Source organism: Sphingobacterium thalpophilum (assembly GCF_038396785.1).
In the GTDB taxonomy this organism is placed as follows: Bacteria; Bacteroidota; Bacteroidia; order Sphingobacteriales; family Sphingobacteriaceae; genus Sphingobacterium; species Sphingobacterium thalpophilum_A.
Genome location: NZ_CP151087.1, coordinates 2,845,931 through 2,863,549, shown reverse-complemented (window position 1 = coordinate 2,863,549; position 17,619 = coordinate 2,845,931). Strand labels below are relative to the sequence as shown.

At 40.3% G+C, this 17,619-nt stretch carries 19 protein-coding genes; 14 read left to right on the top strand and 5 right to left on the bottom strand.

Annotated features, from left to right (window positions below; genetic code table 11):
- Positions 1-130 precede the first annotated feature (130 nt).
- Complete coding sequence (locus tag AACH28_RS12645) at positions 131-685, bottom strand: hypothetical protein (RefSeq protein WP_070563342.1); 555 nt, start codon at positions 683-685, stop codon at positions 131-133.
- 158 nt (positions 686-843) lie between these two features.
- Positions 844-1,632, bottom strand: coding sequence for an S-adenosyl-l-methionine hydroxide adenosyltransferase family protein (locus tag AACH28_RS12640; protein WP_046672337.1), 789 nt, complete (start codon positions 1,630-1,632; stop codon positions 844-846).
- Positions 1,633-1,983: 351 nt separating this feature from the next.
- Between AACH28_RS12640 and AACH28_RS12635 the strand changes: the two genes are divergently transcribed.
- From AACH28_RS12635 to AACH28_RS12570, 14 genes are all read left to right on the top strand, one after another.
- Positions 1,984-2,949 carry a PhoH family protein gene (locus AACH28_RS12635; RefSeq protein ID WP_046672338.1) on the top strand — a complete coding sequence of 322 codons (966 nt, stop codon included), beginning with the start codon at positions 1,984-1,986 and terminating at the stop codon, positions 2,947-2,949.
- A gap of 200 nt (positions 2,950-3,149) precedes the next feature.
- Positions 3,150-4,100, top strand: a complete 951-nt coding sequence (locus AACH28_RS12630; RefSeq protein ID WP_286767636.1) for a phosphoribosylaminoimidazolesuccinocarboxamide synthase — start codon at positions 3,150-3,152, stop codon at positions 4,098-4,100.
- A 33-nt stretch (positions 4,101-4,133) separates the two neighbouring features.
- Positions 4,134-4,514, top strand: coding sequence for an STAS domain-containing protein (locus AACH28_RS12625; protein WP_046672339.1), 381 nt, complete (start codon positions 4,134-4,136; stop codon positions 4,512-4,514).
- Between the two features lies 1 nt (position 4,515).
- A complete protein-coding gene (locus tag AACH28_RS12620; protein ID WP_070563348.1) occupies positions 4,516-5,427 on the top strand; it encodes a ribonuclease Z in 912 nt (303 codons plus the stop codon).
- A 118-nt stretch (positions 5,428-5,545) separates the two neighbouring features.
- Complete coding sequence (gene hisC, locus AACH28_RS12615; RefSeq protein WP_070563350.1) at positions 5,546-6,604, top strand: histidinol-phosphate transaminase; 1,059 nt, start codon at positions 5,546-5,548, stop codon at positions 6,602-6,604.
- A gap of 4 nt (positions 6,605-6,608) precedes the next feature.
- On the top strand, positions 6,609-7,748 hold the full coding sequence (gene hisB, locus AACH28_RS12610; RefSeq protein WP_046672342.1) for a bifunctional histidinol-phosphatase/imidazoleglycerol-phosphate dehydratase HisB: 1,140 nt from the start codon (positions 6,609-6,611) through the stop codon (positions 7,746-7,748).
- Position 7,749: 1 nt separating this feature from the next.
- A complete protein-coding gene (gene hisH, locus AACH28_RS12605) occupies positions 7,750-8,349 on the top strand; it encodes an imidazole glycerol phosphate synthase subunit HisH (RefSeq protein ID WP_046672343.1) in 600 nt (199 codons plus the stop codon).
- Between the two features lie 12 nt (positions 8,350-8,361).
- Positions 8,362-9,114: a HisA/HisF-related TIM barrel protein gene (locus AACH28_RS12600; protein WP_046672344.1), complete on the top strand. Its 753-nt coding sequence runs from the start codon at positions 8,362-8,364 to the stop codon at positions 9,112-9,114.
- 1 nt (position 9,115) lies between these two features.
- Positions 9,116-9,868 (top strand): imidazole glycerol phosphate synthase subunit HisF, encoded by a 753-nt coding sequence (gene hisF / locus AACH28_RS12595; protein ID WP_070563353.1) that lies wholly within the window; start codon positions 9,116-9,118, stop codon positions 9,866-9,868.
- Between the two features lie 123 nt (positions 9,869-9,991).
- The gene (gene hisIE / locus AACH28_RS12590; RefSeq protein WP_046672346.1) at positions 9,992-10,576 is read left to right on the top strand and encodes a bifunctional phosphoribosyl-AMP cyclohydrolase/phosphoribosyl-ATP diphosphatase HisIE; all 585 of its coding nucleotides are present in this window, start codon (positions 9,992-9,994) and stop codon (positions 10,574-10,576) included.
- A gap of 257 nt (positions 10,577-10,833) precedes the next feature.
- Positions 10,834-11,736: a WD40 repeat domain-containing protein gene (locus AACH28_RS12585; protein ID WP_286709374.1), complete on the top strand. Its 903-nt coding sequence runs from the start codon at positions 10,834-10,836 to the stop codon at positions 11,734-11,736.
- Between the two features lie 123 nt (positions 11,737-11,859).
- The gene (locus AACH28_RS12580; RefSeq protein ID WP_341833090.1) at positions 11,860-12,612 is read left to right on the top strand and encodes a hypothetical protein; all 753 of its coding nucleotides are present in this window, start codon (positions 11,860-11,862) and stop codon (positions 12,610-12,612) included.
- Positions 12,606-13,079, top strand: a complete 474-nt coding sequence (locus AACH28_RS12575; RefSeq protein WP_341833089.1) for a hypothetical protein — start codon at positions 12,606-12,608, stop codon at positions 13,077-13,079. Before AACH28_RS12580 ends, AACH28_RS12575 begins: the two co-directional genes overlap by 7 nt.
- 31 nt (positions 13,080-13,110) lie before the next feature.
- A complete protein-coding gene (locus AACH28_RS12570) occupies positions 13,111-13,713 on the top strand; it encodes a hypothetical protein (protein ID WP_070563364.1) in 603 nt (200 codons plus the stop codon).
- Positions 13,714-13,845: 132 nt separating this feature from the next.
- On the opposite strand, the gene AACH28_RS12565 is transcribed toward AACH28_RS12570, so the two are convergent.
- The 3 genes from AACH28_RS12565 to ruvA form a co-directional block, all read right to left on the bottom strand.
- Positions 13,846-14,322 carry a GAF domain-containing protein gene (locus tag AACH28_RS12565; protein ID WP_286709377.1) on the bottom strand — a complete coding sequence of 159 codons (477 nt, stop codon included), beginning with the start codon at positions 14,320-14,322 and terminating at the stop codon, positions 13,846-13,848.
- 180 nt (positions 14,323-14,502) lie between these two features.
- Positions 14,503-16,359, bottom strand: coding sequence for a beta-N-acetylhexosaminidase (locus AACH28_RS12560; RefSeq protein ID WP_286709378.1), 1,857 nt, complete (start codon positions 16,357-16,359; stop codon positions 14,503-14,505).
- Between the two features lie 661 nt (positions 16,360-17,020).
- Entirely contained in the window at positions 17,021-17,602 is a 582-nt protein-coding gene (gene ruvA, locus AACH28_RS12555; RefSeq protein ID WP_046672352.1) for a Holliday junction branch migration protein RuvA, read from the bottom strand.
- Between the last annotated feature and the right edge of the window lie 17 nt (positions 17,603-17,619).

Here is a 17,619-nt window from a genome sequence, read left to right as displayed (position 1 = left end):
AAATGTAAAGAGATTAAAAATATTTTGCTATCATACTTTAGTCAATTTTTTGAACTAAACCGTACTTTTTCTGATTTAAAACGGCTGTTTTAAGTGGCTTGTACTTGTGCAAATGCTTGTTGCTGCTGCTTTATCCTAAATTTTGTTGTTTCGAAGCTGTTAGTTGCGCGTTAAATTTATACAATAAATATCCTAATACGGCGATAACAAGTAAAGCGATATAGAGCAGGATATTGCCTATACCTCCGTTGCCTGATGTTTTGTCAATCTGTGCCCGCAGTTTCTCGTTCTCTTTTTGAAGCTTACTTATGGTGCCGATATAGGCTGATACCTGCTTGTCGTAATCTGTTGCCAATTGTTGGAATTTATCTTTCTCAAAATCTTTGATTTTCAATAGTTTTTGAGTCTCTAAGAAAATGTTATTGTCGGTGATAACAATATCTTTAAGGATATCAATGCTCTTTTGCATGTCACCTTTTGATTTGAAAAGGCCAAAAAGCCCTGTTTTTTGAGTGAGGCTCGTGTCATAGGCGCCGAATTTCTGTTGACGGGCATCGAGTAGGTCATTTACACGGCTTCGTTGGACCTCAAAAGAGCTGGAGTCTGGGTTGTTTTGCGACTTGGCCTGTCCAAAGAAGCAAAATAGAACGGCGATTGGAAGTAGGAATTTTAAGAATTTCATCATGTATTTGGACGATCTATTTAATCAAATGTCTAGTTTAAACTAACGTTGATGGTAAAATTTTATTTTGCCACGAAGCTACAACTACAATTTTAGCCTTGTGGTCAGTTTGACCAAGGATAAAAAAATGGAGCGAAAGCACGACAAATGAATTTATGAAATTAATCTTTAAATTCTATACGAATAACATTGGAATCGTCATCATGAAGTCCGAGTAGCTGGCTGGCATTACCTTTATTGATGGCGATTTCAAGGTAGTTGGAAATACCGAATAAACAAAGTTTCTCTCCTTCTCCCACTTCATTGTAATGCCAGGAAAGATTGGTAATGGTTTCATTACGTTTAAAATAGAGGACAAAATGACGTCCTTTCTGAACTTTATTGAATAGATCTTTCGAGATATTGGTAATGGCGTTGCCGAATGCATCAACATAAATGACGTTGCCTCGGATCATGTCTTTATCAAAGATGGGCTGCAAAGTTACTTTTTCGATGAGCTGTTGCATTGAAGTACCGATTTCTTTCAGTTTGCCCCCCTTAGCAATATGACAGGCGGATTTAGAAAGAATATCTGCGAGCGGAAAGTGTAGATACCGAAGGTCTTGCATTAAGTTGAGCTCATAGAGTTCCTGTGGTTCGTTGCCATTCAACAATAAGCTGAAAATACCGTTGTCGGCTCCGACGAAATAATGATCGTTGTATTTCATGCCGATATATTTCGACTCTTCATGAAACAGGGTGTTAATGCCGATAATATGTACGGTTCCTTTAGGGAAATAATGATAAGCGTTGCCTAACACAAAGGCCGCTCGAGGGATATTGAATGCTGGAATTTCGTGGGTAATATCAACAATATTGGCACCGGACAATTGCGATAAAAGACTACCCTTTAACGCGGCTTGATAAAAATCTTTGTGTCCTAAGTCTGTTGTTAATGTAATTACTGCCATTATAATCTAAATCCTAGATCGAATTGCTGTCGAATTCCCTTAAATATACCCTTAAATTTATCTAAATAGTGGACAAAATTACTATTTATCAGATGATTTATAAAGTTAATTGGATAACTTATTTTGAATCTGTCTTTTTTCGATTGATATACACAAACATAGCGAAGATTTTATGCATAACGAAATCTTTGTGCCCCTTTGTCGGCTGTCTCCATAAGCTTATAAATCATCGTCGTTTGTACGCCGTATCTTCTTGGTTGTTTCGTTAGAATACGTTAATTTTGAATAGTATTATACAGGAACGATATTGTGTAATGGCTACAATCTAATTAATTCTAAATAGGATAAAATTTGAACGAATTACTAATTGCATTAGATGGTCTGAATTTGCCCATATTATGGGGAGCAGACAATGAGCACTTCGATTATTTGAAGAAGCAATTCCCAAAACTGCGGATTGTAGCTCGCGGAAGTGAAATGAAGGTGTTGGGAGACGCGAAGGAATTAGACCTGTTTGAGCAATCGTTTAAGGAAGTCATGGCTCATCTGGAGAAATTTAACAACATTACTTTATTGGATTTTGAAAATCTCCTTGGAGCAAGTGCAGGTTCTGCTGTTCAGCAGGAAAAAGAACTTGCGGCCAAACATGCAGCCTTTGGATCCGAACCGATCGTGTATGGACCTAATGGCCTTATTGTACGTGCACGTACGGCCAACCAACGGAAGATGGTGGATAGTATTTCGAAAAATGACATCTTATTTGCTATCGGACCGGCGGGTACAGGAAAGACCTATACGGCGGTTGCATTAGCTGTTCGGGCACTTCGAAATAAAGAAATCAAAAGGATCATTCTAACGAGACCAGCCGTCGAGGCCGGCGAAAATCTCGGGTTTTTACCGGGCGACTTAAAGGAGAAGGTAGACCCCTATTTGAGACCGCTCTACGATGCATTGGACGATATGATTCCAGCAGAAAAGCTAAAAGGTTACCTGGAAAATCGGACCATTGAAGTTGCACCTCTAGCGTTTATGCGTGGACGAACATTGGACAACTGCTTTGTGATTCTGGACGAAGCTCAGAATGCAACGGATATGCAGCTGAAGATGTTTTTGACACGTATGGGGCCAACGGCAAAATTTATCGTTACCGGTGATATGACACAGGTAGATTTACCGAAAAAAAATCAATCTGGATTGTCTACTTCAATTCGCCTATTGGAGAATATCGAAGGAATAGACATTATCCACCTCAGCGGTGGAGATGTGGTTCGCCATAAATTGGTTCGCCGCATCCTCGAAGCGTATGGCGATATTTAATCGGTCTATGCTGCAAACGTATGATTTGGGATATCCCAGTTTGGCATGGGTACAAAAGGTGCCGACTGATATAGTTCAAATAGCCTTATTAAAAGGCAAATCGAGTACAGTGAGCTCTTAAATAAATGCGCTGCATTTATGAATGCCGTTGAACGCAGTCATAAATGAACAATTACTTACATTTGAATTTTACGTTGAACATGAATGCTATAAAAGAAACAAATTTCAATTTCGAAAACCAGACTGCTTTTTACCGGGGAAAAGTACGTGACGTGTATACGATTGCCGATACGTATTTGGCGATGGTTGCCTCAGATCGTATTTCGGCATTTGATGTGGTACTTCCACGTCCTATTCCTTATAAAGGACAGGTGTTGAATCAAATTGCAGCCAAATTTTTAAAGGCTACGGCTGATATTATTCCAAATTGGGTCGTGTCTGTTCCGGACCCCAGTGTAACTATCGGTCAGCTATGCGAGCCGTTTAAAGTGGAAATGGTTATTCGGGGCTACTTGTCAGGACACGCTTGGCGCGAATATGCTGCGGGTAAACGGGAAGTATGTGGTGAGGCATTGCCAGAAGGACTGAAAGAAAATGACAAATTACCTGAGCCAATTATTACACCGACAACAAAGGCTGCTGTTGGACATGATGAGGATATTTCACGTGTCGATATCTTGAAAAAAGGCATCGTAAGCGAAGAAGACTATGTTCAATTGGAGCAATATACCAAAGCGTTGTTTCAAAGGGGTACCGAAATTGCCGCGCAAAGAGGGCTTATTTTGGTGGATACAAAATATGAGTTTGGAAAAAAAGATGGGAAAATTGTGCTGATCGACGAAATTCATACACCAGATTCTTCCCGTTATTTTTATGCGGAAGGTTATGCGGAACGTCAGGAAAAAGGGGAGGCACAAAAGCAATTGTCGAAGGAGTTTGTTCGCAAATGGTTAATTGAAAACGGCTTCCAAGGGAAAGACGGTCAGGTTGTTCCGGAGATGACGGATGAGATTGTCGCTTCCATTTCTGAACGTTATATTGAGCTTTACGAGCATATCGTCGGAGAGAAGTTTGTGTATCCAGATCAGGAAAACGTACTGGAACGTGTGGAAAGAAATGTGGCAAAGGCCTTGAAAACGCTAAATTATTAGTACATTGTATCCTCAAACAAAGGAGATAGACTAATGAAGTATACCATTGATAAGCACGATCGCTATATTGTCATAGAACCTCATGTCGATGTGATTGACGCGGATAATGCCGCTAAACTCAAAGGGGAGTTTTTGTTGCGGAATACGATTGGACAACGGAATATCGTTTTGGATATGATCCACGTTAAGCAAACGGACGAGGTCGGTATCCGTTTAGGTGTGCTTGCCCATCGTTTATGTCAGTCTGTTGGGGGCATATTTATTTTGGTTAATCTTTGTCCAACGTTAATGGATATGGTTCGTGTGTCGCATTTGGATAAATCGCTTAAAATAGCACCATCTTTAAAGGTGGCGGAAGATTTAATCTTTGCACACGAATTGGAATCTGAGTATCGCGGGGCAATCGAGGATTAATATGAAGTTTGAAGTTCTGATATTAGGAAATAGCTCGGCCACACCGATGTTTGATCGTCATCCGACTAGCCAAGTGTTGAACTTTAATGAGCAATTGTTTTTGATCGACTGTGGAGAAGGTACACAAATGCAACTTAGCCGATACGGCATCAAAAGCAATCGTTTAGGACATATATTTATTAGCCATCTGCATGGGGATCATTATTTGGGTTTGGTGGGGCTGCTTTCATCGATGCACCTTGTCGGCCGAAAAAGTGATCTCCATTTGTATGGGCCACCTGCGTTAAAGGAAATTTTAGACGTGCAATTTTTGCATTCCGAGACTATTTTACGCTATAATCTTGTTTTTCATCCGATTTCACCCGAACAGCCGGGGGTCATTTTTGAAAACAGAACATTAAAAGTAAGCACTTTTCCATTAAAGCATCGTATTGCCTGTACAGGCTTTCGTTTTGATGAGGGTCCCCGTGCACGAACATTGCTTGGCGATGTCGTACAGGAACTGAATATACCCACCGCTTATTTTCCGATGATCAAAAAAGGATTTGAATACGTCGATGAAAGTGGTAAAGTATATACTGCAGATGACCTGAGCCTTCCCGCTCCCTTATCGCGCAGTTATGTGTATTGTTCGGATACCGTACGGACGGCAGAATACCTGCCTTATGTGCAAAAGGCTAATCTGATGTATCATGAGTCCACATTCTTGCACGATATGGTCGACCGCGCAAAAGAGACATTTCACACCACTGCGTTGGAGGCTGGAGAGATCGCCCAGGAAACTCATGCAAAGAAGTTGCTATTGGGTCATTATTCAGCGCGGTACAGAGATTTAAATCCCCTATTGGAAGAAGCGAGAACTGTATTCCCAAATACGGAACTCTCTGTGGAAGGTCGGTGGTTTTCCGTTTAATTTTTTTGAATTTTCTCTGATATCCCAACGATAAACGGGTTAACACCTATGAATAATTGCTTATTATATTGCATATGATGAACAATTTATCTAAGTTTACGGCTCTAATTTTTTTATAATGGATAATCCATTCAACTTAAACAACCTACTACGGGAAAATATTAAGAAGCTCGTACCTTATTCATCCGCAAGAGATGAATTTAAAGGGGAGGCATCCATATTAATTGATGCCAATGAAAATCCTTTTGGATCCCCCTTAAACCATGATTACAACCGATATCCAGACCCTCTCCAACATCAAGTTAAAGCAAAACTTTCTAAAATAAAAGGTGTACCATCAGAGAATATCTTTTTGGGAAATGGAAGTGATGAAGCTATTGATATTTTATACCGTGCATTTTGTACCCCTGGTGTTGACAATGTCATATTAGTTCCGCCAACCTACGGGATGTATGAAGTCTCGGCGAACATCAATGATGTTGCTTTCAAAAAGGTAAACCTTACTGCTGATTACCAGCTGGATTTGGATGGTATTGCCAATGCAATAGACGCACATACTAAACTGATTTTTATCTGTTCTCCGAATAATCCAACCGGAAACTCAATCCGTCGTCAGGATATTGAAGCAATCCTGAATAATTTCCAGGGGCTTGTGGTAGTGGATGAGGCCTATATTAATTTTTCTGCTGTCAAGTCATTTACGCAAGAACTGGCTGAATACCCCAATCTAGTGGTATTGCAGACCTTATCCAAAGCCTGGGGGCTTGCGGCCTTACGCTTGGGTATGGCTTTTGCCAGTAAGGAGATTATCGCTGTTTACAATAAAATAAAACCACCATACAACATTAATCAAGCGACACAAGATATTGTATTGGAAGCCTTAGATCAGGTTGATCAAGTCAATGACTGGATCAAGGAGACAGTAGCAGAACGTGAGCAACTAGTGCGTGGATTGCTTGAACTGGATTATGTGCAGCATATTACACCTTCTGATGCCAACTTTATTTTGGTGAAGATGGAGCAGCCACGTGAAGTTTACGATTATCTCGTTCAATATGGAATTATCGTTAGAGATAGATCCAAAGTCGAACTGTGTGAAGGCTGTCTACGGATCACGGTCGGTACACCGGCTGAAAATAAAACATTGTTAGAAAAACTTAATCAAATCAATAAATAATACTATGCCTGATAACTTAAAACGTGTACTGTTTATAGACCGCGATGGAACATTGATTTTGGAACCTGAAGACGAACAAATCGATTCTTTTGCCAAATTAAAATTCTATCCTGGTGCTTTGCAGTATCTACCACGTATCGCAAAGGAGCTGGATTTCGAATTGATCTTGGTTTCCAACCAAGATGGTTTAGGAACGTCTTCCCATCCGGAAGAGAATTTCTGGCCAGTCCATCATTTTGTGATTGATACGTTTGCAGGAGAAGGCGTAGTGTTTGCCGAGGAACATATTGATAAAACCTTTCCACACGAGAATGCGGAAACCCGAAAACCGGGAGTTGGTATGCTTGGAGCCTATTTTGATGCGTCGAAATACGATTTGAGCCAATCCTTCGTCATTGGCGATCGTGTGAACGATGTTAAATTGGCACAAAACCTCGGTGCAAAGGCAATTTGGCTGCGTGCAAACGATCAATTAGGTGCTTTGGAAAACCTTGCGATAGATTCAACTGTTATAGCTTTAGAGACAACGGATTGGAAGACGGTGTATGAATTCCTTAAATTGGGTACGCGCACTGCCGAACATCATCGTAAAACCAATGAAACGGATATTTTTATTCAGTTGAATCTGGATGGTTCGGGTAAGTCAGACATCGAAACGGGGTTACCGTTTTTCGACCATATGCTGGATCAATTGGCTAGACATGGAGCACTTGATTTGACCATTAAGGCGAAAGGGGATCTTCATATCGACGAACATCATACCATCGAAGATACGGGTATTGCGCTGGGCGAGATCTTTTTGAAGGTTTTAGGGGATAAACGTGGAATTGAGCGCTACTCCTATACGTTGCCGATGGATGATTGTTTGGCTCAGGTTGCATTGGATTTTGGTGGTCGCAACTGGATAGTGTGGGATGCGGCATTTAAGCGGGAGAAGATCGGCGATATGCCTACGGAAATGTTTTTCCACTTCTTTAAGTCGTTTTCAGATGCTTCACGATCGAATTTAAACATTAAAGCTGAAGGTGACAATGAGCACCATAAGATTGAAGCGATTTTCAAAGCTTTTGCTAAATCTATCAAGAAAGCGGTAAGACGCGATGCCGACCATATGCAATTGCCAAGTACAAAAGGAGTATTGTAAGATGATAGGAATTATTAATTACGGTGCGGGGAATATTTTCTCCTTGACAGCGGCACTGGATCGTGTTGGGCTTACCTATGGTATGGTCAATACTGCCGATGAGATCGATCAATACGATCGTATCATCATTCCTGGAGTGGGCCACGCTGGAGCCGCGATGGACAAACTACAGGAATCGGGATTGGTGCCCTATATCAAAAAGCTAAAAAAGCCTGTATTGGGTATTTGTGTTGGTATGCAATTACTGACGGCTTTTTCAGAAGAAGGAAATGCCGAAATGTTAAAGCTATTTCCTTTGAAGACCTTACATTTTGATGCCGAAAAGTCGGGTAAAGTACCACATATGGGCTGGAATAGTGTTTCCGTGCCAGCAAACAGTCCTTTATTTGCACATATTGAAGACCAGACTTATTTTTATTTTGTCCACTCGTACTTTATCGAATTCGATGCGACATATACCGCGGCGAAATGTGTCTATGGACAGCCTTTTTCGGCTGCAATTTCCAAAGACAATTTCTTTGGCGTACAATTTCATCCAGAGAAATCTGGAAAAGCAGGAGAGCAGCTGCTGCTCAATTTTTCAACTATTCAAATTGATTAAAAATATTCGACTATGTATATCATTCCAGCAATAGATGTCTTGGACAAAAAAGTTGTCCGCTTGAGAGAGGGTAACTACAATGACGTTACAACGTATGCGATTAGTTTAGAAGAGCAAATCGAAACCTACCGTGCAAATGGTACGGAACTCGTCCATATCATTGATTTAAATGGTGCAAAAGGAGACTTCAGCAATCAGGCCTATTTATTTGATATCATCCAAAAGACAGATATGAAAATTCAGTATGGCGGTGGTGTAAGAAGTATCGAAAAGGTTAAGGAATTGGTTGATGCAGGGATTTATCGCGTTATTGTCGGAACACAGGCAATCACCAATCCTTCATTCTTGGAGGAGCTGGCTACGTTGAACGAAGGTAAAGTAAAATATGCCGACCACATCGTTATTGCAATCGACGTTTTGGATGAGGTAATCAAATACTCGGGTTGGTTGGAAAGTTCGCCAATCAAATTGATCGAATATATTGATAAATGCTTGGTTTTAGGATTCTTTAGGTTCTTATGTACCGATATTAGTAAAGATGGAAAATTGGGCGGTGCAGGCGTTGAACTCTACCAAAAGTTGTTGAGCCATTCTCCGATTATCAAGTTAATAGCTTCTGGCGGGATCAGTTCAATGGACGATATTCAGAAACTTCAGGAATTGGGCAGTGTAGAATCTGTTGTCGTTGGTAAAGCAATCTATGAAAATAGAATCTCGATCGATGAAATCAAAGATTGGAATTTAAAATCGTTAATCAGATTTTAAAATGCTGGCAAAACGTATAATTCCCTGTTTGGATGTCAAAGATGGGCGGACGGTAAAAGGAGTCAATTTTGTGGATCTGCGCGATGCAGGTGATCCTGTTGAATTGGCCTATGAATATTCTCAACAAGGGGCTGATGAACTCGTTTTCCTAGATATTACAGCAACGCATGAGGGGCGTAAAACGACAATTGATCTGGTCAAAGCAGTCGCACGTCAAGTGAATATTCCCTTTACAATCGGCGGTGGTATCAATGAAATCAGAGATGCTGATATCTTGTTGAATGCAGGTGCGGACAAAATATCCATCAATTCCGCTGCGGTACGCAATCCTGCTCTTATCAACCAGATGGCTGCAGCTTTTGGTGCACAATTTGTTGTGGTTGCTGTGGATACCCGGTCGATCGAAGGTCAGAATTTTGTGCATCTGAGCGGCGGACGCATTAAGACGGAATTGGACACAGCGGATTGGATCCTTGAAGCGCAAGAACGTGGAGCAGGAGAGATCCTGTTGACGTCAATGGATCATGATGGAACAAAAAATGGCTTTGACAATGGTTTTTTAAAAACAATAAACGACCAGATTCATATTCCACTGATTGCTTCTGGCGGTGCCGGTAATCAACAGCATTTTGTCGATGTTTTTCAACAAGCTAACGTGGATGCTGCCCTGGCGGCATCGGTCTTCCATTATGGTGAAATATTGATCCCCGATCTTAAAGCTACCTTACGCCAAAATGGTATTGTCGTAAGATAGGATAGCGGAGTAAAGATCGATAATCAAAGGGGTGGAAGTTATAAACTTGCTGAAAGAAATCCTGAGAAATTAAACTGGGCTCATGGCTCTTCGAAAATAATTAAAAATTGAAATACTAAAATCATGTTAGATTTTGCAAAAAGTGACGGCCTTGTTCCAGTGATTGTGCAGGACTTCCAAACATTGGAAGTGTTGATGTTAGGCTATATGAACGAGGAAGCTTGGCAGAAGACACAAGCAGAGAAACGCGTTACGTTTTTCTCCCGAAGCAAAAATCGCCTCTGGACAAAAGGAGAGGAAAGTGGAAACTTTTTGAATGTAAAAAGCATCCATGTTGATTGCGATAAGGATACTGTTTTGATCAAAGCAGAACCAATGGGACCTACCTGTCATACAGGAAGCAGAAGTTGTTTTAATACAGACTTCAACCAAAACTTTCTGTTGGAGCTAGAGCGTATTGTCAACCATCGCTATGAACATCCTTCTGACGAATCTTATGTCAATCGTCTGCGTTCTCGCGGTATCAATAAGATTGCGCAAAAGGTTGGCGAGGAAGCCGTAGAAACAGTCATTGCAGCATTGACCGAAACGGATACTGATTTTATTAATGAAACTTCAGACTTATTGTTTCATTTGATCGTATTGTTGCGTGAGAAAGGATTTTCTTTGGAAACAATTGCGAAAAACCTCGAGAGCAGACATCAATAGGTATTTGGACGACGGCATCAGCGTTGAACAAAATCTGAAGCGGAAAGAAGGCTTTAAGCTAAGATGACAAAATAATCTAAGAAGTGCAGTATATTTGTGGATATACTGCACTTCTTGTTTCTACCGACTAACAATGCGTATTGCTGTATTGATCTTTACTGGATCACAGCTCAGTCAGCGGAGAATTCGGTCCTATAACATAAAAAATAGGCTTAAAACAGGTGCTCCGAATAGAGAAGGCGTTTTAGCGAATTACTATGGATATTACATTAAAATCGACGTTACCAGGGCATCAAAACCCTATTTTTTGTGTAGAGAAGGGCTACTATGCACATACTTTTTTTACGGCAGGTAACGATAAGGGCGTTGTCGAATGGGATATTGAGCAAAATGCATTTAAGCGTATTCTCTGTGCGGTAAGTTCATCGGTTTATGCTTTACGGTTGATCCCGGGGACGCCGATTCTGGCCATAGCCTTGCGTGAGGGTAAACTGCTTTTTGTAGATGTCGAAGAGCAAAAGCTTGTAGCAAGTATACAGCTAAGCAGCAAAGCTATTTTTGCATTGGCTTATATGTCCTGGAAAAATGAGCTTCTGGCAGTAGGTGAAGAGGGAACATTGTACGTTATTGATCTGACAACTTATAAATGTATTTATGAGAAGCGAATATCCCCAACAACAATTCGCGCAATTGCAATTGATGAAGGACTTGGAAGAATAGCATTAGGGGATAAAGATGGCAAAGTTTATACCTTGGACAGTGCTGATTTTCATATTATTGCGGATTCAAAATTGCATAGTATGCCCGCTACGTCGCTGGCATTTATCCATAATAAATTGCTAAGCGGTGGACGGGATGCGCAATTGGTGATTTCAGACCCCAATCAATTGACAACTAATTTTTCGTTTGTACCGCATCTGTTTACCGTATATGGAATATATCCCCATCCTGAAGCACCAATTTTTGTTACTGTCAGTCGCGACAAATCGTTGAAATTTTGGTCCACAGCCGATTTTGCACTATTGAAAAATATGAGCCGCGAGAAGATGCAAGATGGCCATCATTTATCTGTAAATGCGGGAGCATGGTCCGAAAATGGTCAATATTTCTTTAGCGTCAGCGATGACAAACTGGTGAAAGTCTGGGAATTTCATGTATAAAATATCGGGTAGGAAGTGCGGACTAACTTAGGGGCATAAAAAGTAAAGTCATTTGTAGCGAATTCATAATTATATCGTTAACTATGGTAATTATAAATTTAATTGACCTTATAGTTATATTTTATGAAAAGAATTTGGCTTATCCTATTAGGCTGTATAGCGCTTTCGAGCTGTGATAAAATCGAAAGTAAAGGAATGTATCTAGCTAGCGTGCCCATATTCGAAACAATGGAAAGTATACGAGCTAAAGCTAATCCCGTAAGCAGCCCTACGACAATTGTTCAAACCGGAAAGATTTATATTTATCAAGATTACTTGTTTATAAATGAGCCACGGAAAGGAGTTCATATCTTTAATAATGTTGATCCGTCAAAACCCGTGGCGATGGCATTCTTAAGTATTCCCGGCAATGTGGATCTTGCGGTTCTAGATGGAAAGCTGTATGCGGATAGTTTTACAGATCTGTTGACCTTCGATCTCGAAAATCCTGCATCTCCAAAATTATTGACACGAAATAAGGATGTGTTTAAGATGTTGCTTCAAATGGATTACTTGAATAATACTGCCGATCGCATCATTACAGGATACCGAGATAGCCTGGTAAGCTATAGCCAAAAAGATAAATATTCACCTTATGACCGAAAAGAACCTCTCTATAACGAGACCAATTCGGGCTCGGGACAGGGCGGATCCATGGCGCGATTTACCATTGCCAATAAACATCTATATGCCGTGGACCAAACGACGTTGCACCTTTTTGACGTGCAGAATGCGAGTAAACCTGCCTATGTAAAGGATATCAAAATAGGTCCTGGCATCGAAACAATTTTCCCTTTAAAAACAACCTGTTTATCGGCTCCAATACAGGTATGGTGATTTATGATATCACGACGGCATCAGCTCCCGTAGAGCTGTCGCGTTATACACATATTCGTGCCTGTGATCCTGTCGTTGTCAATGAGAAATATGCCTTTGTAACCTTACGTGCAGGCGTGGTATGTGGGGGGCAGCAAAATTTGTTGGAAGTTATCGATATCCAAGATCTGACGAAACCGATGCTGAAACATAGCTTCACTTTGGAGAATCCTTACGGACTGGCGCTATCGGACCACACGCTGTATATCTGTGATGGAAAATTTGGGTTGAAGTCATTCGATGCCAGTGATGTTAGTCAAATAGGTAATAAGCTTTTAGAAACTCACAAAGACCTGATGAGTATGGATGTTATCGCTGGACCAAAATCGCTAATTATTGTTGGAGAAAAAGGTGTACATCAATATGATTATAGCAATAAGGCCAAATTGAAGGAATTGAGCATTATTCCTGTTATTAGACCCAATTAAGACACTATTTCAAGAGCTTCATTATTCTGATATGAAAAGACTTTCGATTGCCATTTTGGCTCTTCTCGGGTATTTAACTGTTGATGCCCAAACAAAAAAATATACAAATCATAATGAATTTTCGGTTATTACTTATGGCCCTGCTTTTCTGGAATCTGGATTTGGCTTACATACATTGCATGGGGTGCAGCTCCATGAAAATATCGCTCTGGGTTTAAATACAGGGGTGGATAGGTATCCTGTAAACAATGAAGGATCAAAATGGTTTTTACCACTCTCAGCCAAAGTAAATTATGTGGAATTCCCTGACAGAAAACGTAGTTTTTTTGCAGGATTGGATTTAGGCTATAGTTTTGCTTTCTTGAATAAAAATCTAGTCGAGAGCAATTTAAAATATGAATATCAGGGTGGCTTGTTGGTAAATCCACAGCTGGGTTGGCGCTTTAAATTTAAGAATTCAGCGAAATATTGGTCTTTGGCAACAGGATATCGGTATCAGCACTATAGCCGAAAGGATACTTATACGCGACCCTCAGCAAGTTTGCCAGACACTAGCATAGGGTATGGAACAACACAAATGGATAAAAAATATGATCTGCACCGTTTTACTTTACAGGTAGGATTTGGTTTTTAGGTATCGATCGGATGTTTTTTTTATTAACAGGTGTCGATAGCTTGAAATGTAAAAAAATAGCGTAAGTATACGGTTCGTTTTTCAAATCTAGGCCGATACTAACGCTATTTCACTCTTTTTTGTGGAGCTTACTTATTCGCCGTCTAAAAGCTGTAATACCTGCGTAAGGTATTTCTCATCGACTTCATCAAAACTATTTAATTCACTACTGTCAACGTCCAGCACACCGATAATCTGTCCCTGTTTAAAAACGGGTAGCACGATTTCGGACCGCGAGAGCGAACTACAGGCAATGTGTCCCGGAAATTGCTCCACATCAGGAACAATCAATGTTTTTTCCTGTGCCCAAGCACCCCCGCATACACCACGACCTTTCTTGATACGCGTGCATGCAACGGGTCCCTGAAAAGGGCCTAACACGAGCTCGTCTCCATCAACAAGATAGAAACCAACCCAGAAAAAATTGAATTGTTCTTTCAGTGCAGCAGCGATGTTAGCCAAATTGGCAATTTGATTCGGCTCGCCTTGCAAAAGTCCCTCAATTTGAGGAAGTAAATTTTGATATTGTTCTTCTTTGCTACCTTTAGCTATTTGTAAATCCTCTGCCATAAAAATCTATGTAAAAAAAATAATCATGCATTTGCTATCAGGATTACAATTGCCAAGCATGTTTTGCCTGTCCGGAAAGCTTCACGGCATATTGAGTTCCAACCTGCATGAAATGAAAAAGCGCTAATACGCTGTTCAAAGTTAACAGAATATTAGCGCTTTCTTATCAGGCAAATGTTATTATTTCTTGGTGTTGATAATATTCACCCGAATGTAGTTGCTTCTTTTGCCGGAAGGCGTTACAACAACGGCTTTGAAAACACGTTCCTTACTATTAGGAACCGTAATTTTCACTGGACCTGTATATTCTAAATCCAATTCTGAAGGATCGTAGTTGTCCAATGTGTAATAAATTTTGGCCCCTTCAACAGATGGTTTCAAGCCTCTGATCGTATATTCCGAAGCATATACGGTGGTATCTGTTATGCCATATACTTCCGGTACACGATAGAATGTATTGGTTTGGTCAAGTTTAGCCAGCTGATTTGCTGCACGCTGTTCTGAGAAATTTTTCCAATTCTTTTTCTCTGGCTGTGTCCAGGCAATTTCAGAAAGCGCTAAAACGCGCGGTAACACTGTAAATTCGACTTTATTGGATGATCCAATATACTCTGTCCAAATATTTGCTTGTACACCTAGAACGTGTTTCTTGTTGTTTTCAGCAATTTTGCTAGGCATTGGGTCTGACGAATATACTTTGCTCAATGTGGAAAGTCCGCCGATACTTAAAGGTTCTCTGTTTTGATCAGGACCTTGTTTGTGATCAAAATATAGACCATAGCTGTTTGCCGTTATGATCACATCGTGACCTTGATTGGCTGCATCAATCGCACCTTGATCGCCTCTCCAGCTCATGACAGTCGCATTAGGCGCTAAACCACCCTCCAAGATCTCATCCCATCCAATGATACGTTTACCTTTGCTATTGATATATTTTTCCATACGTTGGATAAAATAGCTCTGTAACTCGTGTTCATCTTTGAGGTTGTTATCTTTGATTCTTTTTTGACAAAATGGACATGTTTTCCATTTTGTTTTTGGACATTCATCACCGCCGATGTGGATATATTCACTCGGGAATAGGGGAATGACTTCATCAATGACATCTTCCAACAACTTGAATGTTTCTTCTTTTCCAGCACAGAAAACATCGTCAAAGACCCCCCAAGTCTGCGCAGCCGTGTAAGGTCCTGGCTTATCACCACAGCCCAATTCTGGATAAGCCGAAAGTGCTGCTAACGCATGCCCAGGCATTTCGATTTCGGGTATAACCGTTACATATTTAGCTTTAGCATAAGCAACCACTTCTTTGATTTGGTCTTGGGTATAGAAACCGCCATAAGGTGTGTTATCATAATCACCATCTGTCTTGTAGTTACCCAGTAGTGTTTGCTTGCGGTAACCGCCAATCTGAGTCAATTTTGGATGTGATTTGATTTCGATACGCCAGCCTTGGTCGTCTGTCAAATGCCAATGAAACGTATTCAATTTGTAAGACGCCAGAATATCAATGTATTTTTTTACAAACTCTACTGGAAAGAAATGACGGCCAACATCGAGATGTAATCCACGGTAAGCAAAGCGAGGTTCATCCTGGATTGAAGCTTGTTGAATTTCTATGCTGGCCTTTTTATCCACAGGTAGCAACTGGATCAACGATTGCATACCATAAAATAGACCGGCAGCTTTTCCGCTAATAGTTGCGCGGTCTGAACTTATGTTAAGTTCATACGCTTCAGCATTAGTGGATTTTGCGTTTTTGGAGGAGAAATAGATCGTATTGCTGCTCGCTGATTTCACTAGGGATAAATTGAGACTGTAGTTGCTTTTTAGGAAATCCTGAAACAGCGTTGCAACTTTTTTGTCCTCTTCGCTATCAAAGGCGATTTTGGTGTTAGCGTTGATTTTAAATGTACCATTTTTAATTTGAACCTGTTGCGGTAAGGGCACAATGTTCAAGGTAGCATCTTTCTTTTCTTGCGCAAATACTGCTGCTCCTATACTTAGAGCCAGCGCAAGTGAAAATAGTTTCTTCATGCGTGAGATTATAACTGAAATAAGAAGTTCTAAAAATAGGTGAATAAATACGTTTTAGCAAAGAGGAAATGTAACAAATAGGGTATGAAAACACTGTTGAACGTATTTTTGGGCACTTAGAAGTAGTTTGGATAATAACGTGTTTGGGTTAGATCAATCGTTTGTTTAGTCTGTTAAAGGGGATATTTTACTTCGGGGAATAGTATCCAAATTTAGGTAAAAAAATTTATGCCTTTTTAAATGTTCGTATCTCCTGTGAGCTGATGCTTTATCACTAAACCTTCTTTCGTTGTACAGATTATTTCGATCACGTGAAGGGAAGATAACGACCTTGAAACTTCTTCTGAATGATGTCATTTTTGATCCGTTTTTAATGCTTAGTTTATAGGTACATTCAACGGAGCTGATAGGGCTTTATCCGAATAAGGTCCGAATGAGGTCCCTATAAAGTCCCTATCAGCTCCTTATTATTTATAACAATATCTTTTTGATGTTTCAAATTTGAAGCACTGTTAAGAGGGCGCGAAGTATTGCAAAACTGAGGTTCGGGAAATGACAAAGGAACCCGAAGGTTCCTTTATATCTTTTACGCTACAGCATGAACAGCACGTATCTGTCATCTAATGATTAATTTCGGATATGTTCAGCAAATGTTTATGCATTAAAGTCGTTTCAATGCTAATTTGATCATATCCTCCACGGAAAGATTGCTTTCGGTCTTTAAAATGGTATTTAACACCTTCTCTGCCGCGACTTTGTTGAATCCGAGCATCACTAGTGCTGACAATGCTTCGTCCGGAACTGATTGGGATTGGATCGGTGATGCCAAAGCTTCGAAGCCCTGTTTTTTTAATTTATCCTGAAGTTCCAGTATAAGACGTTGTGCTGTTTTAGGACCAATTCCTTTAATCTTTTGAATGAGGGCAACCTGGCCATTGACGATGGCAGACTGGATCTCATCGGGTGTGTTTGACGATAGGATCATACGGCCTGTATTGGGGCCAATACCGGAAACAGAGATCAAATTTTCGAATAATTTTTTCTCGCCTTCAGTTGCAAAGCCATAAAGCGTGTGTGAGTCTTCCCGAACTTGAAGTGAAATAAATAGTTTACAGTTTTCCTGATCCTTGATTTGGGAGAAGGTATAGAGCGAGATGTGGACATAATAACCAATCCCACTCACATCGATAACAACATGAGTGGGGGCTTTATATGCTAATTTTCCATTGAAATATTCGTACATAGTATACGAATATAGGA